The sequence below is a fragment of the Pandoraea bronchicola genome (assembly GCF_902459805.1).
In the GTDB taxonomy this organism is placed as follows: domain Bacteria; phylum Pseudomonadota; class Gammaproteobacteria; order Burkholderiales; family Burkholderiaceae; genus Pandoraea; species Pandoraea bronchicola.
On sequence record NZ_CABPST010000004.1, the window covers coordinates 207724 to 228985 of the forward strand.

Annotated in this window: 25 protein-coding genes; all 25 read right to left on the reverse strand. The window is 65.6% G+C overall.

Going from position 1 to position 21262, the window contains the following annotated elements:
- Window positions 1–31: 31 nt before the first annotated feature.
- Window positions 32–940, reverse strand: a complete 909-nt coding sequence (locus PBR20603_RS11035; protein WP_150559566.1) for a hypothetical protein — start codon at window positions 938–940, stop codon at window positions 32–34.
- Between the two features lie 31 nt (window positions 941–971).
- On the reverse strand, window positions 972–2306 hold the full coding sequence (locus PBR20603_RS11040) for a FlgK family flagellar hook-associated protein (RefSeq protein ID WP_150559567.1): 1335 nt from the start codon (window positions 2304–2306) through the stop codon (window positions 972–974).
- Between the two features lie 40 nt (window positions 2307–2346).
- A complete protein-coding gene (locus PBR20603_RS11045; protein WP_150559568.1) occupies window positions 2347–2676 on the reverse strand; it encodes a rod-binding protein in 330 nt (109 codons plus the stop codon).
- A gap of 8 nt (window positions 2677–2684) precedes the next feature.
- Complete coding sequence (locus PBR20603_RS11050; protein WP_425495807.1) at window positions 2685–3836, reverse strand: flagellar basal body P-ring protein FlgI; 1152 nt, start codon at window positions 3834–3836, stop codon at window positions 2685–2687.
- Window positions 3837–3856: 20 nt separating this feature from the next.
- Complete coding sequence (gene flgH / locus PBR20603_RS11055; protein ID WP_150559674.1) at window positions 3857–4561, reverse strand: flagellar basal body L-ring protein FlgH; 705 nt, start codon at window positions 4559–4561, stop codon at window positions 3857–3859.
- Between the two features lie 15 nt (window positions 4562–4576).
- Window positions 4577–5365 carry a flagellar basal-body rod protein FlgG gene (flgG, locus tag PBR20603_RS11060; RefSeq protein WP_150559569.1) on the reverse strand — a complete coding sequence of 263 codons (789 nt, stop codon included), beginning with the start codon at window positions 5363–5365 and terminating at the stop codon, window positions 4577–4579.
- Window positions 5366–5400: 35 nt separating this feature from the next.
- Window positions 5401–6132 (reverse strand): flagellar basal body rod protein FlgF, encoded by a 732-nt coding sequence (locus PBR20603_RS11065; protein WP_150559570.1) that lies wholly within the window; start codon window positions 6130–6132, stop codon window positions 5401–5403.
- Between the two features lie 4 nt (window positions 6133–6136).
- On the reverse strand, window positions 6137–7237 hold the full coding sequence (locus PBR20603_RS11070; RefSeq protein ID WP_150559571.1) for a flagellar hook protein FlgE: 1101 nt from the start codon (window positions 7235–7237) through the stop codon (window positions 6137–6139).
- Window positions 7234–7944 carry a flagellar hook assembly protein FlgD gene (locus PBR20603_RS11075; protein WP_150559572.1) on the reverse strand — a complete coding sequence of 237 codons (711 nt, stop codon included), beginning with the start codon at window positions 7942–7944 and terminating at the stop codon, window positions 7234–7236. The genes PBR20603_RS11070 and PBR20603_RS11075 overlap by 4 nt, the downstream gene beginning before the upstream one ends.
- Entirely contained in the window at window positions 7941–8351 is a 411-nt protein-coding gene (gene flgC / locus PBR20603_RS11080) for a flagellar basal body rod protein FlgC (protein ID WP_150559573.1), read from the reverse strand. The genes PBR20603_RS11075 and flgC overlap by 4 nt, the downstream gene beginning before the upstream one ends.
- A 2-nt stretch (window positions 8352–8353) precedes the next feature.
- Window positions 8354–8668 (reverse strand): flagellar basal body rod protein FlgB, encoded by a 315-nt coding sequence (flgB, locus tag PBR20603_RS11085; RefSeq protein WP_425495802.1) that lies wholly within the window; start codon window positions 8666–8668, stop codon window positions 8354–8356.
- Between the two features lie 280 nt (window positions 8669–8948).
- On the reverse strand, window positions 8949–9407 hold the full coding sequence (gene flgN, locus PBR20603_RS11090; protein WP_150559575.1) for a flagellar export chaperone FlgN: 459 nt from the start codon (window positions 9405–9407) through the stop codon (window positions 8949–8951).
- On the reverse strand, window positions 9404–9700 hold the full coding sequence (gene flgM, locus PBR20603_RS11095) for a flagellar biosynthesis anti-sigma factor FlgM (protein WP_150559576.1): 297 nt from the start codon (window positions 9698–9700) through the stop codon (window positions 9404–9406). Before flgM ends, flgN begins: the two co-directional genes overlap by 4 nt.
- Before the next feature lie 18 nt (window positions 9701–9718).
- Window positions 9719–10612, reverse strand: coding sequence for an OmpA family protein (locus PBR20603_RS11100; protein ID WP_150559577.1), 894 nt, complete (start codon window positions 10610–10612; stop codon window positions 9719–9721).
- On the reverse strand, window positions 10609–11481 hold the full coding sequence (locus tag PBR20603_RS11105; protein ID WP_150559578.1) for a motility-associated protein: 873 nt from the start codon (window positions 11479–11481) through the stop codon (window positions 10609–10611). The genes PBR20603_RS11100 and PBR20603_RS11105 overlap by 4 nt, the downstream gene beginning before the upstream one ends.
- Complete coding sequence (locus tag PBR20603_RS11110) at window positions 11478–12383, reverse strand: FliA/WhiG family RNA polymerase sigma factor (RefSeq protein ID WP_217425953.1); 906 nt, start codon at window positions 12381–12383, stop codon at window positions 11478–11480. The genes PBR20603_RS11105 and PBR20603_RS11110 overlap by 4 nt, the downstream gene beginning before the upstream one ends.
- Window positions 12380–13618, reverse strand: coding sequence for a flagellar hook-length control protein FliK (locus tag PBR20603_RS11115; RefSeq protein ID WP_150559579.1), 1239 nt, complete (start codon window positions 13616–13618; stop codon window positions 12380–12382). Before PBR20603_RS11115 ends, PBR20603_RS11110 begins: the two co-directional genes overlap by 4 nt.
- Complete coding sequence (locus tag PBR20603_RS11120) at window positions 13605–13904, reverse strand: hypothetical protein (RefSeq protein WP_150559580.1); 300 nt, start codon at window positions 13902–13904, stop codon at window positions 13605–13607. The genes PBR20603_RS11115 and PBR20603_RS11120 overlap by 14 nt, the downstream gene beginning before the upstream one ends.
- Window positions 13897–14274: a flagellar export chaperone FliS gene (fliS, locus tag PBR20603_RS11125; RefSeq protein WP_150559581.1), complete on the reverse strand. Its 378-nt coding sequence runs from the start codon at window positions 14272–14274 to the stop codon at window positions 13897–13899. Before fliS ends, PBR20603_RS11120 begins: the two co-directional genes overlap by 8 nt.
- Before the next feature lie 35 nt (window positions 14275–14309).
- Entirely contained in the window at window positions 14310–15737 is a 1428-nt protein-coding gene (gene fliD / locus PBR20603_RS11130; RefSeq protein WP_150559582.1) for a flagellar filament capping protein FliD, read from the reverse strand.
- Window positions 15725–16297 carry a hypothetical protein gene (locus tag PBR20603_RS11135; RefSeq protein ID WP_150559583.1) on the reverse strand — a complete coding sequence of 191 codons (573 nt, stop codon included), beginning with the start codon at window positions 16295–16297 and terminating at the stop codon, window positions 15725–15727. The genes fliD and PBR20603_RS11135 overlap by 13 nt, the downstream gene beginning before the upstream one ends.
- Complete coding sequence (locus PBR20603_RS11140; protein ID WP_150559584.1) at window positions 16288–17568, reverse strand: FliI/YscN family ATPase; 1281 nt, start codon at window positions 17566–17568, stop codon at window positions 16288–16290. Before PBR20603_RS11140 ends, PBR20603_RS11135 begins: the two co-directional genes overlap by 10 nt.
- Window positions 17565–18293: a FliH/SctL family protein gene (locus PBR20603_RS11145; RefSeq protein ID WP_150559585.1), complete on the reverse strand. Its 729-nt coding sequence runs from the start codon at window positions 18291–18293 to the stop codon at window positions 17565–17567. Before PBR20603_RS11145 ends, PBR20603_RS11140 begins: the two co-directional genes overlap by 4 nt.
- The gene (locus PBR20603_RS11150; protein ID WP_150559586.1) at window positions 18290–19309 is read right to left on the reverse strand and encodes a FliG C-terminal domain-containing protein; all 1020 of its coding nucleotides are present in this window, start codon (window positions 19307–19309) and stop codon (window positions 18290–18292) included. Before PBR20603_RS11150 ends, PBR20603_RS11145 begins: the two co-directional genes overlap by 4 nt.
- Window positions 19293–20936, reverse strand: coding sequence for a flagellar basal-body MS-ring/collar protein FliF (fliF, locus tag PBR20603_RS11155; RefSeq protein ID WP_150559587.1), 1644 nt, complete (start codon window positions 20934–20936; stop codon window positions 19293–19295). The genes PBR20603_RS11150 and fliF overlap by 17 nt, the downstream gene beginning before the upstream one ends.
- Window positions 20937–21262 lie beyond the last annotated feature (326 nt).

Here is a 21262-nt window from a genome sequence, read left to right on the forward strand (position 1 = left end):
GCTCAGACGGTACGAGTCCACGGCGAGCGCCTTAGATAGCATCGAAGAACGACAACTTGCCCACTTCGGCATGCGCAGTGCGCGCGGCGGAAATGGCGCGGTACATGGCCAACAGTTCCGGCAACGCCTCGGTGGCACTCTTGCCCTCGATGGCGACGCGGGCCTTCACCAGCACCTCGCCCTGCAACACATGATCCTTGCGCACGGCGTCAAGACGCTTTGCGCTGTGATCGTTGACGAACTGGACGTCCGCAATCTGTCTGGCCTGATCGTCAATCGGTTCGGCCAGATCGCGCAGCACGGTCATCGAGACCGTGCCCGGATTTGCGTTACCGGCCCGCGTCAGCGACTCGGCCGCTGCCGCCAGACGATTGAGCAGATCCGGCATGCCCTGCCACACCTGCGACGTGTTGGTATGGTGCAACCCGTCGCCGATCTCGACAGCCGCCGGGGCTTGCGCGGACGCGCTCAACACGTAGTTCGCCGTCGCAGCGCCCGGTCCGGCAGTCTCACTGATGGGTGCACCGCTGCCAGCAAAAAGATAGCTGCCGTCGGCTCGACGGGTATTGATCGCGCCAACAAGGCCGTTCATCAGTTCCCGAAGTTTGCCTGCGGATGCCTGCGCTTCATCGGCCTGCAGCGAATCGGCTTTCAGCGACACTTCGTTCTTGAAGGCACGCAGACGGTCATACGCACTCTTGAGACTCACACTCGCCTGCTTGAGATCGGCTTCGAGACTGGCGATGACCTTGGTGCGATTCGCAAGGGTCTGCTGTTGGCGATCGATGCGAGCGATGCGCTCGAAATCGACGGGATCGTCCGACGCGCGCAGTACCCGCTTCTCTTCACGCGCATGGTCGGTCATGCGCTCCAGCCGTTCGTTCATGTCGCGCAGCACGTGCTCGCGCTCGAAACGACTGAAGTGATGATTGATTTGCATGGTGGTTTCCTCTCCCGGACAGTTGCTCAGATCAGCGGACCATCGCCAGCGTGGCGTCGAACAGTTCGTTGGCAACGGACGCCACCCGGGCGTTCGCACGGTAGAGCTTCATGTAGGACATGAGCGCACCGCCCGCCTCGGTCTCGTCGACACCCGCCTGCTTTTGAAACTGGGTTCGTGCGGACACCAGCACCGCACCGGCAGACGTGTGACTTGCCTCGATTTCACTCGCGCGGCGGCCGGTGTCGGCCGCCAGCGCACTCATGGCTTCGACGAGGGTGCCGCTCACGCGTCCCGGCAGCGACACCGACGCATGGATCGCCCCTTTGAGCCGCTGCAACGTCTTGCCGTTACCGTTGACGCTATCGGCATTGAGGTCGAGACCTTGCGCCGTCGCGAGCGTGCGTTCCATTCGCGGCGCGCCGCTTGGACCCGTGGTCAGCGACAGTAGCGGCGTTGCGCTGAAGGACGACGACTGATCATCGGCATGCGCCCGGTTCAGTTGTTCCGCCAGCGAGCGCGCGACGTCGGTCACGTCCGCGATGCGTTGATCCAGTTCACGTGAGAGAAACCTGTCGTGGCCGCCCAATCGGCCGCCCATCGAGTCGACCGGCACGTTCACCCGCGATGCGCCCGCAACGAGTGCGTACCCGCCGTCCGGCAGGGCTTCGAGTTGCGCCGCGCGATTGCCCAGCACCAGCGGGTGTCCGCTGCGCGTCAGCACGTGATACCCCCCGCTGGTGTCCTCTCGTACATCCACATCGATAAACGCCGCCAGCTCGCCCAGCGCCTGATCGCGTTGATCCTCGATGGCGAGACGGCCAGCTTCGTCCGGCACCAGCCGGTGCAGACGGTTCAGGTCGGCAAGCGTGACCGTGAGGCGATTCACCTTTTCGGTGTCCCCCGCGCGCACCAGGTTGAGGTTCTCGCGCATGCCTTCCAACGCAGCGAACATCGTATTCGCGCGTTCGGCGACACGCCCCAACGCGGCGAAGACTTCGTCCGCATGGACATCGCCGCCGACCGTCTGCGCCTCGTGGTCGAGCGCCCTGACGAAGTCGCGCAGCCCGAGCGGATCGCTGGCCACGTCGGTCCCGCCCAGTTGCGTGAGCAGCGCGTGCGCATGTGGCTTCTGCACCTCAAGCTCGCTGGCGCCGGACACGGCACGCCACAACTGACGCCGCTGTTCCAGCCCGGCCACGCGCACGACTTCCTGCGCCTGCACCGTGCCGTCGGCGCGCGACGTCACGCGCACGTTGCGGCGCGTGTACGCCGAATTGCTCATCTGCGAGATGTTGAGCGACTCGTTATCGAGCAGCGACTGCGCAGTTTTCACGCCTTGCGTGGCGATGTTCAGCATATTCATGATTGAGTGCCTGTCGTGTCGGGGTTAGCGAGGCGCCTGCTCAGCGGCCCGCCATTTGCCGGATGATCGTGTCGGCAATGCCGAATGCGCGGCGCGACGCAAGCGCCTGTGCGACCTGCGTGTCGGCCCAGTCATGCAAGCCGTCGGTCGAACGGTCTCGCTTGCCCAGGCCGCCCGCATCGTCGCCATCGTCGCGCAAGGCCTGCGTGGCCCGCCGCATTTCACCGAGCAGTCGCGCGACAAAGATCGCTTCGAACTGCTCGGCGGCGGTCTCGAGATTCGCGCTCGGGACTGACGGTGCCGCGCCCGCATCATGCATAGGCGACCCGGCAGCGGAAATTAGCAAATGGTTGTGCGTTATCGGCGTCATCAGAGATCTCAAATCACATGCAGCTCGCCGTTAAGCGCGCCAGCTTCGTCAAGGGCTTGCAGAATCGCGATCACGTCGTCGGGGGTCGCCCCCGAGCGGCGCAGGCTGTCGACGATGGTCTGCAAATCCACACCGTCCGGCCAGACCTGAATGTCCATACCGTCTTCCTGCACATCGATGCGCGAGCGTTGTGCCTGCGCTGTACGGCCGCGCGAGAAGGGCGCTGGCTGGGCGATAACAGGCGACTCGGTCACCGTCACGCGCAACGAGCCGTGCGATACCGCCACCGGACGCACGGTCACGCCCTGCGAGATCACCACCGTTCCCGAACGGGCATTGATGACCGCGCGCGGCACCCGGCTCACGCCCGGCACGGGCAGCGAATGGATATCGGCGAGAAAGCGCACGCGTGCGTCGGCGTCGTCAGGTGCCGACACCTCGACCGTGCTGCCGTTCCTCGCCTGCGCCGTACGCTCGCCAAAGCGCGTGTTGATGGCGTCCGCGATATTCGCCGCCAACTGGAAGTCAGGGCGCTTCAGGCTCAGACGCATGGCACCGCCCTCACCGACCGGCACGGGAATCTCCTGCTCGATCGTCGCCCCGTTGGGAACGCGTCCGGCCGTCGGGGTGTTTTTCTGGACGCGAGACCCGCTGCGCCCCTCGGCCTGCATTGCGCTCACGACGAGATTGCCTTGCGCGAGCGCATAGGTCTGCCCATCGACCGCACGAAGCTGGGTGAGCAGCAGCGTGCCGCCGCGCAGGCTTCGCGCGTCGCCCATTGACGACACGGTGACGTCGATGGTCTGCCCCCGCAGGAAGCCGGACGGATACGTCGCGCTCACCATGACCGCAGCGACATTGCGCGAACGAAGTTGCACGTTATCGGGCATGCTCACGCCGAATTGCTTGAGCAGGTTGGCGAGCGACTGGCCGGAGTGGCGCGAGCGCGGCCCGTCGCCGGTCCCGGCAAGCCCCACGACCAGACCGTAGCCGACGAGCTGGTTATCGCGCACGCCTTCCACGTTGACGTAATTGCGCACGGTTTGCGCGTGACCCGCCGGCGCAACGGTCAGCGCCGAGAATCCGGCAAACGCGGCGATCATCGTCGACAAGGACACGGCGTTGAACCACCGGGGAAAACGCGCGAGAGCGCCAGGCATTCCGAACATACGATTTCCCCTCAGAGCGGCGCGAACTGGCTGTTGAAGAAGCGCGTGAGCCAGCCTGGATTGTTGCTATCGGCAAGCGCGCCCGTGCCGAAATACTGAATGCGTGCATTCGCCACGCGCAGCGATGACACGCGATTGGTCGTGTCGATATCGCCCGCGCGCACATAACCCGCCACCCGTACGGTCTCTTCGCCCTGATTCAGGAACAGACGCTTCTCACCGCGCACATGCAACAGCCCGCTGGGCAGCACCCGGTGCACAACGACCGTGATCGCGCCGCGCAGTGTGTTCTGCGCCGTGCTCGAGCTATCGCCGCGAAAGCCACGTCGTGCGCCAAGCGCGGAGTCGCCGATAACGGGATTGCCCATCAGCGTGATCTCGTCGACCGACATGTCGCTACGCTTGTCGAGCCGTGTGCCCGCTCGCTTGCTCGCCTGCGTCTGCTCCTGCAGCACGATGGTCAGCACATCGCCCGCGCGAAACGCGCGCTGGTCCGAGGTCAGCGACAGCGCGTGCCCGGCGGCAAAGAGGCCGCCTGCCTGCCCTTGCGACGACATCTCGGTCACGCTCGGCAGGTCGTCGCTCTCTTCGAGCTGCGGCGGCAGATAGCCTGCGCAGCCCGTGAGCACGGCGGCAAGCGCAACCGCGACCACCGCGCGCACGCGGCGATAAGCCCTCCGGGCATCGCAAGGCAGGTAGCGGGTCGCGTCCGTCATCATCATCCCCGTCCGTTATCGCGCGACCTGCGCGAGGCTCTGCATCATGTTGTCGGCGGCCGACAACACCTTGGTGCTCATTTCATACGCGCGCTGCGCCGTAATCATGTTCACCATTTCTTCAACCGCCACGACGTTCGAGCCTTCGAGCGCCTTCTGTCGCAACAGACCCAGATTCTCTTCCCCCGGATTGCCTTCGATGGCCGGCCCGCTCGAGGCAGTCTCCGCAAACAGGTTGCTGCCCATGGGGCGCAGGCCCGAAGGGTTCACAAAGTCGGCGAGTTGCAGGCGTCCGAGCGACGTCGGCGCCGTGTCGCCGGCCTCGAGAACACTGATGTCGCCGTCGGCACTGATCGTCAGGTCGCGCGCACCGGGCGGCACGACGATGTCGCCCACGAGCGCATGCCCGGCCTGCGTCACCAGACGTCCCTCTGCGTCGAGCCTGAGATTGCCGGCTCGCGTGTAAGCGGTCTCGCCGTCGGGCATTTCGACTTGCAGAAAACCGCGCCCGGTGATGGCGACATCCAGTTCGTTCTGGGTCTCTTGCTCGGTGCCGTTGACGAACTGCTTCTGGGTGCCGGCGAGCCGCACGCCAGTACCGAAGTACATGCCGCCCGGCAAGGTGGTATCACCCTGCGTGCGTGCGCCCGCCGGACGCAGGGCGCTATAGAACGTGTCTTCGAACGCGAGACGGTCGCGCTTGAAGCCCGTGGTATTCACATTGGCCAGATTGTTGGCAATGGACTTTAACTGCGCGTCTTGCGCGTGAACCGCCGTGCGGGCGATGAGAAGTGCGGGATTCATGACATCTCGATAGAAATTGGGGGATTTGACGCGGCCTAGCCGCGCACGAGGCGATTGCCGCCTTCTGCCATGTCGTCGGCGATCTTGAGCACGCGCATCTGCATTTCGAAGTCGCGGCTCGCGTTCATGCTCTGCACCATCGCCCCCACGGCCGAGACGTTGCTCGCCTCGAGGTGGGCGCCGCGCACTGCGACGTCGTCGCCGGGCAGCGTGGCGGCGTCGCTCACGAGCACGCCACCGCCGATGCTGCGCATGTCGCCGGGCATGGCGAGCACGCGTTGCAGACGGCCTACCGGCACCGGCTCAGTCGATCCCTCGAGCACGACGGCCACCGTGCCGTCTGCGCCGATGTCGAGATCGCGATGGGGCGGCACCGCGATGGGCCCTCCCTCGCCCAGCACCGGGCGGCCATGCAGCAGCAAGGTGCCATTGCCATCGAGCGTGAGGGAGCCGCCGCGCGAATAGACGGCGTCCACGCCGTCTTCCGGACGCGCCGCGAGCACCAGGTAGCCGTCGCCATCAATGGCGACGTCGAGCGAGCGCCCCGTAGGTTCAAGCACGCCGGGCGTGGTGTCGAGACCGGCCGGCGCCTGCACGGCGTAGTGGCGCGAAGCAAGGCCGGTGCCGGGCATGGCGTTGGCCTGCGCCACGGCCAGCGACGCGCGAAAGCCCGCGGTCGTGGTGTTGGCGAGGTTGTGCGCCACCACCTGCTGGGAATGCTGTGCGCGCTGCGCGCCCGACATGGCGGTATAGATCAGAGCGTCCATCGCGTCAGATCGATTGCATCAGGTTGCGCATCATCTCGTTTTGCGTGGAGATGACTTTGGTGTTCGCCTGATAGTTGCGCTGCGCGGACATCAGGCTCACCAGTTCGTCCGTCACGTTGACGTTCGACCCTTCGAGCGAACCGCTCACGAGCACACCCGCAGCCCCTTCGCCCGGACGACGCAGTTGGGCAAAGCCCGACTCGCCCGTCTCGCGCCAGACGGTACCGTCTGCGGGGGCAAGTCCGCCCGCGTTGGCGAATTCGCCGAGTGCAAGCTGGTATTGCGTCTGACTCGTGCCGTTGCTGTACTCCGCGACCACCGAGCCATCCTTGTCGATACGGGCACGCACGAACTCGCCCGCTTCACGGCCGCCGACCTCGGTCGCGCTCGCGGTGAAATCGCCAAGCTGCTGGGTCATGCCGCTGAAGTCGAGGGGCGCAAGCGTACCGGTATTCGAAGACGTGAAGGCCATTGTCGAGGGGTCAAGCGTTCCCAACACGGTCACAGTGGCGCCATTGACTTCGGAGACTTCCAATGTCAGCGGCGCCCCTGCCATGTCAAACCGTAACGTCCTCACTGCCATCTCACCCGCGGCATCGCGAAACGTGACAGACGTCTCGCCGAGACGTCCCGGCGCCGTGGGCAACGTGCTGGGCAAACGACCTGCGACGTTGATCGCCGTACTGGGCAACGCCGCCACCGGACGCTTATCGATCGTCACATCCGACACGTTCGACTGCCCCTGAGCAAAGCCCTGCACGCTGCGGCCATTGCCGTCGACCAGCTTGCTGTCTTTGTCGACGCCGAAATCGCCGACACGCGAATAGACGCGCTGCCCGTTCGTCTCCTTGAGCACGAAGAAGCCGCCGCCCTGAATCGCCTGATGCAGACGATCGCCCGAGTTACGCAGACTGCCGCTGGCGCCCACCGAATACCGGGTGCCGTCGACCTTGACCCCCGCCGCCTGCGCCTCGGCCATGGCCGAGGCGAACTGGGTACGCCCCGACTTGTAGCCGTTGGTCTCAACGTTGGAGATGTTCTGCGAGATCGTCTCGAGCGATTGATTGATGGCGTTGATGCCCGACAGGGCGATATCGAAACTCATGCTGCACTCCCGTTCCTGGCCGCGCCCGAAGGCGCATTGACCGACAATTCCCTGATGTTTGCTGCGTCGATGCGCTTACCCACGCCCGACACGTCGATCTGCGCACCGGTGCCGTCCAGATGCACACGCTCTACACGGCCCGAGACACGAACCGGCAACTTGGCCGTTCCGGCCTGTACATGAATATCGAACTTGCCCGCGCCGAACTGGTTCGCCGCGAACCATGCGTCGTCAAGACTGAATTCCGTGCGTCCCGACGAGACCGGCAACGGCTTGCGAATCGTTTTGCCGCCGGCGCTTGTGAGCACGATCTCGGCAGGCTCGCGCAGCGCCGGCAGATCAACCGTCCCGTGGACCGCTTGTCCACTCACGCGCTCGATGCTTGACGTCTGCACACTCACTTCGCGGCCGACGTGGCTGCCCAGCGCATAGCCCTGTAATCCGGAAAGCACGTTGGTCTGGGCAAGCACCCGTTGGCTGACCTGCTGCATGGTCTCGGTCTGACTGAGTTGCGTGAGTTGCGCGACGAACTGCGCCGGATCGGTCGGGTTGAGCGGATCCTGGTTGCGAATCTGCGCGACCAGCAGCTTCGTGAACATCATTCGAACGTCTTCGCCAGCGTCGGCTGCCGCCGCAGGCGCTGACGCGGCGACGGCATCCGCTGCGCCGCTGTGCGCGAGCAATTGATTTCCAATGGGCAGCGTCATCCGCGTTCTCCGAGTCGTAGCAATTCCTGTTGTGCCGTGCGCACACGGGCCAGCACTTCCAGATTGGTTTGAAATGCGCGCGACGCATCGAGCATGTCCGTCATTTCCTCGATCGCATTCACGTTCGCGTAGAAGACGTTGCCGTCGGCGTCGGCGACCGGGTTGCCCGGTTCGTGTGCGACGCGCGGCAAATCCTCGCTCTCGTATATGTCGATGACCTGCACGTGCTGTGCGCCTTGCGCCTCACCGAGCACGGTGGCGAACACCGGCTTGCGCGCGCGATACGCCGTCTCGGCGTCGCCCGTCACGGCGCTGGCGTTCGCCAGATTGCTCGCCACCGTGTTCAATCGAATCGTCTGTGCGGCCATCGCCGAGCCGGCGATTCCCGCAATTTCTCTGAAGCTCATCGTCAACGGCCTCCGTCAATGACCTTCTGCAATCCGGCAAGACGCCGGTTCAGAAAAGTAAGGCTGGCCTGCCAGTCGGACAGGTTCTGCGCAAAAATCGCCTGCTCGATACCGAGCTCCACGGTGTTGCCATCGGCACGCGCCTGCATCGGCACGCGATAGCGCAAGGCATCGGATGACTCGCTCGCGTGGAACGCGTCGGCGCCGCTCGCCAGCCCCATGCCAGCGTCGAGATGACGCTGCACCCGCTCGCCGAAGTCGAGGTCACGCGCCTGATAGCCGGGCGTCGCCTCGTTCGCAAGATTGGCCGCAAGCACGCGCGTGCGTTCCTCTCTCGCGCGCAAAGCCGCGGCGTGTACGCCTAGCGCCTGAGAAAAAAATGTCTGCAAAACTCCGCCTCCGTGGGTCACTGATATCGACTGCGCCCATTGTCGGCAAAACTATCGAAAAGCGGCTCGAATGCGCTTGAAATTGACGTGTTTCCCAAAGGACTTCCCCCCCTTTGGGCAAATGACGCTGATTGCGTAGCCGACTTGCTATTGACTTCGTTGTTGCGCTACGCAAGGTTGCTCGTCGCTGCACACGACACCGGGCGATTTATCGTGGCGGCGCGTAGGTGGCCGAGGCGGGAGACAGCACGGCATCGAGCACCTGAAGGCGCGTGCCGATGTCCTGCAGATTGCGGGCGTTGCTCGCCTTGCAGCGCGCAGCGCTTGCCTGAAGTGCCTGCCAGCGCGCGGAAAATGTCTCTCGCGCCGGCGTATCCAGCCACTGCAACACCGGAGCGATCGTATTGGCCGACGCCTCGCCGAACGCTTGCTCCAGGCACTGCACCCGGCGCCGCGCGCGGACCTGCAATCGGCTGACCAACTGTGCTGCCCGGTCATGTGCGCGGGCAAGCGTGTCGAGTTGCTCGTTGACGAGGGCGCCATGCAGCACATCGAGCGTCTCGATCAACCTGCGATAGTCCCCGAGATCGGCGTCGACATCGACGACAATGCGCGTCACGCACTCGCTGCGCAGGCGGTGGCTCGTGTGGGTATTCGAGGGACTCAACGCAGCATCCCGTGATGCGCGAGAATCCCGTTCGCCACACGTTCGCGGTCGAAGGCCAACTCACCGCTTGCCAGCATCGCCTTGATTCGGGCGACCTTGCCGGTATCGATTTGGGGCGTGGACGCGACGGCAGCGCGCGCGCTGGCAAGCCATTCGGTGGCGTTTGACGATGCCGCACGCACGACGCCAGTGGCTGCCGACGGCTTCGTCTGCCCCTGGGGCTGCGCCGCCGTCAGGCGCAGGCGCGCGGCTTCGATAGGCATGACGTTGGCAATCGAGTCGATCTTGGGCATGAGAGGTGTCCTCGGAAATTACGGTTCACTCGAATCAGGCGACCGGTCGCCATCGTTTGTTAAGCGCCCGGGGAGCTTGGCGATCTCGGCCGCATCCGCCTCGGCGTTCTGGCCCGACAGCACCATCTCCCCGGCTTGCGGCGAACCGAACATCTGGGCCAGTTGCGTCGCTCTCGCCTTCGTGAGCACCACGAACTCGATGCGCCGGTTGGCCGCAGCGACGGGATCGTCCGCCAGCAATGGCGCGTGGTCGGCCATGCCGACCGCCATCAACACGCGATCGAGCTCCAGTCCCCCCGCGACAAGCGCCGTGCGCGCCGCGAGCGCGCGCTCCGACGACAGATGCCAATTCGTATAGCCATCGGCAGCCGTCGTGCGATATCGAACCGCATCGGTATGGCCAACGATCATCAACGAATTCTCGACATCTTTCAGCAGCCCGCCTATGCGAGTCAGGAGCGCGCGTGCGCCGGGCGAAGGGATGGCGCTGCCGCGCTCGAACATGCCGCGTTCGTCGGAATCGGCCAGCCTCACGCGCAGCCCGTCAGGCGTGATGGTCGTGCTTACGTGATCCGACAGTTTGGCGATTTCGCTGAGTTGCTGCACGGCGGCGGCGAGCCGCGCCATGTCTGCCGGCGACTCGAACTGACCATGGGGGGACTCGTCGGCCGTCTCGCCTGCCGGATGCCGGGCGTCGGCTTGCGAGGCAATCGAGGCGGAAGACGGCGTCCACGAGGGCTGCTGAGTGCTGGCCGCCTGCGTGTCGGACGGCGACGGCTCCTCGAAGACTCGCCGCTCGAGCATCCACATCACCACGAACAGGCACATGAGCACCAGACACAGATCGGCAAACGCCACCTTCCAGGCGCCGCTGTGCTCCTCCTGTGCGAAGCGCGATCGACGCGTGCTCATCGCCCGTCCTCGACGTTGCGCACCCAGCCTTCAAGCGCGTTGAAGCTGGGCAACGCGCCGTATTGCAGCATGCGACGGCCGGCATCGGCCGAGAGTAGCGGCGTCTTGCCGCTCAGGAAGGCGATCAGTGCGGCATGCACACACTCGTACCCGGTCATTTCCACGGCAACGGACTGCGACAGGCGGTTCGCCAGCGGACTGATCACGGCATAGCAGGCGAACACGCCGAAGAACGTGCCGACCATCGCGACGGCGACCTGGCGCGTAATCGTGGCGGTTGCCGCGCCCGCACCGATGTCGTACATCGCGAGCACCAGACCGAGCACGGCCGCGATGATGCCGAAGCCCGGCATCGATTCGCCCAGCTTATGAAGTGCCTGCACTGGCTGCATCATGCGGCGCTCGCGGCTCTCGATCTCCATCGCAAGCAAGCTGTCGAGTTCGCCGCGCGAGCCTTTGCTCAGGGCGGCAACGCGCAGCGCATCGACCGTGAAGTCGATCAGCTTCGCGTTGGCCAGCACATGGCGGCTGCGCTGAAAGATGGGGCTGCGCGACGGCTCGTCGAGGTGCACGTCGAGCGCGCGGACGCCGTCGCGCGACGAGGTCTGTAGCAGCGAGTAAGTGAGGGTGAGCAACTCCTGCTCGAACGCCTCGCCATGACGGCGACGCCGTATCGCCGCCGCGACGACCGCGCGCAGATCGCCCAGCACGCGTGCCGTGTTGCCGACGAGAAACGCCCCCAGCGCCGTGCCGACCACCAGCACGAGTTCGTTCAGATGGAATACGGTCTCGAACTGGCCGCCATTGAGCCAGAACATGCCGAACACGCTGCCCGCGATCACGGCAGCCCCAAGCATCAATAGTTTCATTTCCCTTGCCTCGTCTCACATTTCGGTTGTGGTGTGCGTGCGGCGCGTGCGCCGCCTCGCCCTGTGTCCTGCATGGCGACCTTCATCTTTCCGAGCGCCGCCTGGTGGATCTGGCAAATTCGCGCCCGGGTCAGTCCCAGCACTTCGCCGATCTCCTCGAGATTCATGTCGAACTCGTAGTAGAGCTGCACGACGCGTTGCTCACGCTCGTCGAGCGCGTCGAGCGCTCGCGTCAGGCTCTGTCGTGTGGAGACCAGATATTCCGGACTGCGCCGCTCGACAAGTGCCTCGTTTGCCGCGAGTCCCCCGTCGGCCAGTAACTGATCGAAGCTCGCGATACTCTCCGCGTGCTCGGCCATCTCGGCGGCCTCCAGCGTCGCGTCGTCCATGCCGGCATGTGCGCTCAGTTCCTCGCGAGTCGGTGCGCGGCCGAGGCTGCGCGTCAGTTCGCGCTCGGCGTCACGGCGCCGGTGCGACGCCTGCCGCAATGTGCGCGGACGCCAGTCGAGCCGCCGGAGTTCGTCCAGCACCGCCCCGCGAATGCGCGTTGCCGCATAGGCGGTGAAACGCTCATCGGGCGGTCCGTAGCGTCGAACGGCATCGAGCGCGGCAATCAGCGCGATCTGCGTCATGTCTTCCTGCGCAATCGCGACACCTGTCTGCGGTGCCAGCGAGCGCACAATGCGCGCGATCACCGGCATCAAACGCAGGACGTGTGCCTGCTCCTCGGCCACCGGCATCGCCTGCCATCCGGAAGATGACGGCCCATTCGCAGGTATGGGGTGCCTGGCGTCGTGCCGTCGTGTCAGCGCGTCCGATCCTTCGGCAACGCTTGCCGGGCTGGCGCTGCCGCGCCCTTCGCCTCGCCGCGGCACAACGGGGCCATACATCAGCGTGTTCATAACCGGAACGCCTCGCGCTCACGAGCCGCTTCGCCCAAGGCAAGGCCCGGGCCCGCGTCATCGGAGCGAGCGTCGCGCGAATGCCGCTCGCGCGCATTGCCCGACGCGCCGTCACCGCTAAACGACGGCATGCTCGCGACGCTCACATGCACCTCCCCGGCGTGACGCTGCGAGAGCATGTCTCGCAGCAGCGCTGCCGTGCCCTGGACAAGACTCAACGCCTCGGGACGCGCCACCTGCAAGCTCACGCTGAGCTGCATGGGCGACTTACGAACCACGATGCCGATATCTCCCAGTTCAACCGGCGTCAGGCGAAGACGGGCTTCGTGGACGCCCTTCTCCGTCATGGTGTGCACACGCCCGGACAGCGAGCGCGCGATGGCTGCCCCCTCGCCCGCGGTCAGGCTTGCGCTCAAGTCCCCTCCCGACACCGCAGCGGCGGCCGGTTCACTGACGATGGCGTTGCCGAACGTCACCGGAGCCAACGCCGCGCGAAGCGCTTGTGTGGCTCCACTATCGATGGGTGCCATGGCCGGCGTTGCGGGATCTGCCGCCACCGGCAGCGCCGCCAACGACGGACTCGCCGATCTCAGGGGCGACGCGACGGCGGGAGTCACCGCCATCGGTGCCGCAGTGCTGACAGCGGGCGCCAACGATGGCGCCAGCGCATCGACCGTCCCTTCGCGAGTCCCGTCGGCTACGTGACTCCCGAGTGCGCCGCGCATCCGATGCTCGTGCGCGGCGAGCAACGTCGCGATGTGGGGCGATACCGGCTCGCGCAGCGATTCGTTTGCGCGCAGCATCGGGGCCAGCGCGACAAGCGTCGAGTCACCTGCGGGCGGGGCAACGGTCGTGGGCGCGATGGAAACATCTCGCGTCGCCGACACGTCATCGCCTGCCATCGGAGGCTCTCCGACGTGCTGCGCGACAGCCGACGTCACCGGCACCCATGGCAGACCGGCCACCGGCGCCGCATCAGGGGGCTGCGATGTATCCACCAGCACCGCAGCCTCTGACGCTGGCCACACCGCATCGTCGCCGTCCTCTTGTCGAAGCCGTTCTAGCCCTTGCGCCGTCGAGCGACCGAGCGTCGCGGCGAAATCCCCTGACGTCGTTTCGGCACCGAGCGACGCTACGTCTTGCGTGAGTCCGATGGGCAACACGTCATTGGCCATCGGCGCTGACGCGTCCGCACCGGGGAGCGTCGCGAGACGAACAGGTTCAACGATCATCATGCATCCTCAGATAGCCGAGCGCGCCGTCACGCCAATGACCGAGTCCGGCCAGATGCCGGCGCGCCTCCGATGTCGCTCGCTGGCACAGCAGGTAAGCCTGATCGTGCGCGACACGGGAATCTGCCATCGCCTGTGCGAGAGACGCATCGCGCGCGCCGGGTGCAGGTGCGTGCCGCCACGCCCGCCGAAGCAGGGCGTCGGTGGCTTGCAGCAACCCCCACTCGCGTGCGGCGGAATGCCGTCGCAGATCGCGCGCCAGTTCCCGGAAGGTCGCCGCATCAACCACGCCGCGTCTCCAACGCGCGCCAGCCCTGCGTGAGTTGCCGGATGACCGCCACGACCTCGTCGAGCTTGGCGACATCGAGTTCCACACTGGCCTGCGCGACGCCACGCATGCAAAAGTCATACACGGTGGTCAGCGGCTGTGTGACACCCGGGCCATCGGCAACATCGATATGCGAAGCCAATCCATTGATCAGATTCAGGCATTTGGTCACGCTGCGCAGGCGCGCGTCATGCCGTGCGTGTTCGATGTGGCCGCGCACGCGCGCCAGTTCGTCGAGCAGGCCATCGAGCAGAATCAGCATGAGCTGCAAGGGCGTTGCGCCGGCGATGCGCGCATCGAGGTCAGAGGCGTGGTATTGCTGGTAAGTCATGATCGGGTGGACTCCCTAAAGGATGATGACGCGCATCACTCGTCGGACTTGCGCGATCCACGGAAAAGCGCGTCGACAAAGCCGCGTGTCTCTTTCATTTGTTGCTGAACCTGCTCGGCACGAGCCAGTTCGTCGGTGTAGCGGGCTACGAGCGCCAGAAAACGGGCTTTGAGCTGGTCTTCTTTGGCGGCGAGCCGCTGCGTGGCGATTTCGTCGGTATCCGTGCGGTGTTTGAGTACCCCCGTGATTTCGTCGGTCCACTCGCGGATCCGCACGGCAAGACGCATCCCCGCCGGTTGTTTCTCCAGATCGGCGCTGGTGTCGCGCTTCATCACGTCGGCGCTCTCGCCGAACCACTGGGTCAGCAATGCCTTGTCGCCGGCATAAGCCGCTTCGAAGCGCTTCTGATCGAACGTGACCGAACCGTCGGCGTTTCGCTTCACGCCAAACTGGGCGGGGTCGAACGTTTTTCCGTCGATCGTCACGGCCCTCTCGAAATTGCGTTCGAGATCGCGCAGCAAAGCGCGCACACCGGCGTCGGCATAGAACGGCCCGGCCGGTTTGACGTCGCCCTTCGCTTCGCTGTCAGGCGACATCGACGCGCCCGGCGTCCCCGGGTCCATCAGATCGCATAACTGCTTGCGCACCGCGTCGTAGGCCTGCACCAGGGCGCGCATATTCGTGGCCGTGCCTTCCATGTCGGGGGTGACCGAAACGCGCGTGGTCTCGGCGGCCGCGTTGGCCTTCTTCAGCGAGAGCGTCACGCCGGTAAACAGCGTGACCTCGTTGGTCGAGTAAGCCTCTTCCGCCCCTTGGTTGCCGATCCGCACGATGGCATCCTGTCCTTGCGCGAGCACGGCCGCATCCTGACTCCCGACGAAATTTGCGCCGGACGAGGTCTGCAAGTCGAACGTCGCCTCGGCACCGGACTTCGTCGCTGTCAGCAGCAGATATGGGGTCTGCTGCCCCGGCACATGCCGCAGGTCGGCCCGAACGACATCCTTCAAATCCGAATTCGCGTTGATTCGTCTGGCAAGCTCCCGGACTCCCTCGGCCGTCGTCAGATCGAGCCCTGATGTATCTAATGCGATCACGTCGTTGCGCCCGGCAACCTTCACGCCGCCGTTTGCCAGCGCCGCCACGTTCATGATCTGCACCTGATGCACGGTGGCAAGCTGCTTGACGTGCACGTCGAAATCGAGCTGCTGCGAGCCCTTCTCCAACTTGACGGAGAACGCCTGATCGCTCGATTGCGTTGCTTTGTGCTGATGCAAGTCCGCGCTGTCACCCACGCGACGCAGTTGCTTCTCGAAATTTCCGAGCGCTTCCCTGAGCGTCGCCACGCCTTTCTGACGCGCTTCGGTACCCGCCTTATCCTTGCCCAGGCGACCGAACTCCGCCCCCATCTTCCTCTGGGCGATTTCGGCGGCCATATCGTCGATACGGTTTTTCACTTGCAGCATGGCGAAGCTCCTGATTCGGGTGGTGTACGAGACGCGAGACGCGTTTTCCTACCCAAAGCGACCGCCGTCCGTGCTTTGTCAACGCGACAGCCCGGGGCGATTTCCTCATTTCGCTCGCACGCCGATGCGCTGCGCTGCCAAACCGCCAACGCCTGCGCCACCTGCTCTTGCCCCTCGCGCTTGCGCTGTGCCTGCTTCGCCGCCGCTTCGTGGCGGGCAACGAGCGCTGCCACGCCCTCGCGCCGGCGCTGGGCGTCGCGCACGGCTTGCGCCGCTGCCGCCTGCCACCGGGCCAACTGCGCCATCGGGGCCTGTTGCGTCTCAATCATTCCGACGAGCGTGCACTTGTAATCGGCGCGGTTCTGAAAGCTGTAGGCATTCGCTCGCGTACCGCCAATCGCCACAGCGCGATACAGCCGCGTGAGCTGGTCGACGTTGCGCGCAAGCCGCATGTGCTGCTCGGCAAGTTGCCGGCCGTCGCGCTGTGCCGTCTCGAGTTCGCGGTCACGCATCGACAGCAACGCCTGCAGCGCACGCGGTGTTCGAGGGGTCATCGGCATAGTGCCTCCAGCCGTTCGCACAGGTCATGGGGCCTGTTGACGTCGCCCTCATGCTGGCGCAGGAAATCGAGCATGAGCGGATGCCGCGATACGGCGCGGTCGGTCTCGGCGTGAGCGCCCGGCACATAGGCACCGAGCGGCATCAACTCGCGAATCTGCTGATAGGCGTGCCACTGCGCTTTGAACGCGCGCGCGGCGTTGGCGTGCCGCACGCCCACCGCGTGTGTCATGCATCGGCTCACCGATGCCCCGATGTCGATGGCCGGGTAATGTCCGGCATCGGCCAGTTCGCGCGAAAGCACGATATGACCGTCGAGCACCGCACGGGCGGCGTCGACCACCGGGTCCTGCAAGTCGTCCCCCTCGGCCAGCACCGTGTAGATCGCACTGAGGCTGCCCGCTCCCTCGCCATTACCTGCGCACTCGACCAGCCGGGGCAACCGCGCAAACACCGATACCGGGTAGCCGCGCGCGGCCGGGGCTTCGCCGAGCGAAAGCGCCACCTCGCGGCACGCCATGGCGTAACGCGTGAGTGAATCGACGAGCAGCAGCACATCATGGCCCGCATCACGAAAATGCGCGGCGATGGCGTGGCACAACTCGGTGGCCTTCATCCGTTGCGCGGGCGGCGCATCGGCCGGTGCGGCAACGACAATGGCCTTGGCCAGCCCGGCCTGTCCAAGCGTCTCGGAAATGAACTCGCCCACCTCGCGGCCGCGCTCGCCGATCAAGCCGATCACGACGACCTGCGCATCGGTATGCCGCGTCATCATGCCCAGCAACACGCTTTTGCCGACGCCGCTTCCGGCGAATAGTCCTACGCGCTGCCCCTTTCCAAGACTCAGCAGACCATCGACCGCACGCACCCCAACGGCCAACGGCGCAGTGATGGCGCGACGACCCAGCGGTGCGGGCGGCGAACAGCGCGTATCGAGCAGCGCATCGCCACGCAACGCGCCCTTGCCATCGAGCGGCTGTCCGAAGGCATCGACCACGCGCCCCAGCCACGACGGACCGATGCGCAACGCCGGCATCGACGTCCCGGGCAGCACACGAGCGCCGGGCACGATGTCGGTCACAGACGCATACGTCAATAGCTGCAACATGCCGTCGGAGAATCCGACCACTTCGGCCTCGGTCCATCGTCCTGCAGCGGTCTCGACACGACAGATTTGCCCCAGCGAAAAACGCTGGCCGCGTGCCTCAAGCACGGCCCCAGTCGCCCGCGTGACGAACGCCATCGGTGTCGCGAGTGCGATCTCGCCGTTCATCGTGGTGTCTCCGGCATTGCGGCAGGTGCCAGCGCTTGCGCGCACGCGTCCACCCATTCGCTCAGACGTTGACGCACGATCGCCTGCGCCGCCGCCTCACGGCCTTCGCAACCCGCGTCGTACCAAAGGCCGTCGACGTCGACACGGCTCTCTCCGCGCATCAGCGACGGATCGGCAACGATGCGCCACGCCGGGCGCGCCCCCTCGGCGTGAGGCGGCACGTCGCCGACACGCTTGCAGAGCGCTTGAGCGTCGTCGGGACTCACATAGACGGTGACGCCGTCGTCGCTGGCGCCCAACTGCGCGAGAAAGCGCTGCACGGTGCCGGCAATGTCGGCCGGTGCGGTGTGCAACTCACGTTGCACGATGGCTCGCACCGCGCGAGACGTCACATCGCTCAATACGTCGATGGCACCGGCCGCGAGCCGCGCATGCACCTGCTCCCGGGCCGTCTGAAGCGCTGCGAGCGGCAGCGTCATGGTCTCGAGTTCGGCGCGCATCCGGTCGGCATACGACGTCTGCAAGCGCGCCTCGGCGGCTTGCTCGCCGTGCACACACCCGGCATCGAACGCTTCCTGCCACACCGCCTGACGCGTGTTTTCCGCGCCATCGGCCATCCCCTGTGCATAGGCCTGAGCACGCAACGTGTCGAGATCCGGCTGGACCGGCAGCCAGCCACGCTGGGCCGCAGCGTCGGACTTCGTGCCAAACCGGTGCGGTTTCATTCGAGCACCTCGCCGCCCGCGAGACGCAGAACCATATCGGCCTCACGCGCCCGTGCACGCAACACCGCCATGATTTCGCTGCGCGCGGCTTCCACGCGTGCTGCCGACATGGCCCCCAGACGCTGCATCGCTTGCATGAGCGCGTCTTCCTGAAGACGAGACATGCGCTCGCGCACGACTTGCCGCATACGGGCGTCAGTGCCCTTGAGCGCGACGGCCCACATGTCGGTCGGCACTTCGGCCACGGCCAGATCGATGACTTCCGGCGCCTGATAAGCCAGGATGTCGAAGCCATACATGCTTGCCTCAACGGACTCCGCGAGCGATGAATCATGCGCGCGCAACGCGTCCATGAGCCGCTTCTGCTCGTCTGGCACATGCCCGATGATCTGGGCCGCGAGCCGGGTGCCCGGGACATCGGTGCTCTCGGCCGACAGCCCCGCGAGGCAACGGTCCGCGATCAACTCCAGATCGGCCAGCAGTTCGCGGTCGACCCGCGTGAGTTGCGCCGTCTCCAGCAGCAGCGCTTCCTGCTGCGATTCCGGCAACGCGCGAAGCAATTGCCCTCCCAGGTCGGCAGGCAGGTAGGCAAGCAACAGCGCCTGCATACGGTGATGTTCGCGCGAGAGCACGTCGGCGAGCCGCGCCACACTCACCCACTGCAGACGCGCCAGCTTCGGACGAATCCGGTCGCCATAGATGCCGTCGAGCACGTTGCTGGCGATGCCCTCGCCAAGGGCGGCCGCGAGCGAGCGCTCCAGATAGGCGCGCGGTGCGGCATTCGCTCCGCCATGCTGCGTGCAGGCGTCGAGGAACTTATCGACGATGGCATGCACGTCGTGCTTTTTTACGCTGCCGGCGCGCGACATGGCGTGCGCTACGCGCAGCAGTTCGGCGGGCGCGAGCTGCGCCATGACACCGGCGGCAGCCTTCTCCCCCATGCAAAGCAACAGAACGGCGGCGCGGTCAACGCCATTGATCTCGGTCAGAGCGGAAGTGTCAGCGGGCAGAAGCATGCGTACCGATCCATTGTTTGATGATCTGGGCGACCCGCTCGGGCTCGCCGTCGGCCAGTGTTGTCAGGCGTTCGAGCTTCGTGTCGAACGAGGCGTCCGCGTTGGGCGGCATGTCGTTGGCGAATGCCGGCAACGCGGCCTGCTGCGCAGCGCTCTCGGCTTCGCGGCGGCTGCGCTCACGCGCTTCGGCCTCCGCAACCCGGGCCGCCTTGCGCCGGCGCGCACGCCGGGCCAGTGCCGCCCACGCAATAAGGGCGATCAACAGCGTTGCGGCAGCGGCAATGGCGGCGTATTGCTTTTGCGCGGCGGTAAGCGTCGGTCCCTCGGCGGGGGTGTCCGCCGTGTCGAAGGTGAGAGCGCCGTCGGCAGCCACGAAAGGCATCGTGCTCACGACAAGCGTGTCGCCGCGATCGATCTGAATTCCGGCGCTGGCGCGCAACGTGCGCTCCAGCTCGGCGATGGTTTCGGCCGTCCAGCCGTTGCCGCCCGGTGCCGCCTGCGTGTCGACCATGACCGCGACGTGCATTTGGCGCACGCGCGGGCGGTGGCGCTTCGTCTGCGTGATCGAGCGGTCATAGGCGAACTGACGCGTGGCCGAGGTGGTGCGCATCGCACCGCCCTCGCCGCCGAGCAACGGCGCCGCATCGACCGGGCGATTCGCCATCGCCCCCGGCACCCCACCCACGACCGCATCGTCGTCACGCGCTTCACGCACGGCTTCCTGCATCACGCGAGGATCGGCGCCGAGCGCTTCGGTGGTGTTGGACACCAGATCCTCGTCCAGATCGATGCTGACGCTCGCCCGATAGCGATCGGGACCGAGAATGCCGTCGAGCAGCCCCCGCACGTTACGAAGCGCTTCGTCGCGCGAGCGCATACGTGCTTCCGCATTGCCGTATGTCGCGTCGTCCAGATCAAGATTCGCGGTCAGCGGCGTGCCGTGCTGGTCGATGACGGAAACACTCTGCGCTGCCAGCCCGTTCACGCTGCCGGCAACGAGCTTGACGATGGCGCTCACCTGCTGTGGCGCGAGCTTTTGCCCAGGGCGCACGGAGATCAGCACCGACGCGCTGGCCGACGCCTTGGTGTGCGTGACGAATGATGTCTGCGGCGCAAGGGCGATGTGGACGCGAGCGGCGTCCACGGCATCGATCGACATGATGGTGCGCGCAAGCTCGCCTTCCAGCCCGCGGCGAAAACGCACGTCCTGTACGAACTGGCGTACGCCCAGACGCTCGTCCCGATCGACCAGCTCCAGTCCCGGCGGCAGCTCAGGCGTGACCCCCTTGGCAGCCAGCGCGAGGCGCGCACGTCCGAGCCGGTCATGCGGCACGAGGATCGCGCCGGTGTCCGGATGCATGCGGAACGGGATCTGCTCCGCTTCGAGCACACCTGTGGCTTGCGCGATCGGAATGCGCTGGTTCTGCCCGAAAAGCGGCGCATAACCGGTGTCGTGTGAATACCAGGCGAGCGTGGCTGCGGTGATGGCACCGGCAGCCACGACCAATGGCAACGCGCTGCGCAGTTGTCCGGCAAAGCTCGATGGCTGGGCACGCCACTTCAGCCATCGCTCACGCGATCGCGAACCAGCGCTGCCCAGCGCACGAAAGATATTGTCGATTCCCATATGTCGGTTCACTTGCCTCGTGGTTGAGCGACCGGATCGCAATCCGATATCCGTGGCTCGTCTAAGGCGTGACGCATAAGACTCACGCGTCGGGTGTCAATTTGAAGGAGCACATAGTGACAACGAATCCGTCAATTAACGAAAATCTGCGTAGTCTTTGGGCATCGGCTGTACCCCAGCGAGAAATTTGGTGCGTTTTCCCATTAACGCGAGCGTCGATCCCCCATGGGCCAACGCCGGGCGAGCCAATCGTCGCAAGCGATCCGGTCATTGCTGGGCGCAAAAAAGAAAAAACCCTCACGCGCGATACGCGTGAGGGTTTAGCC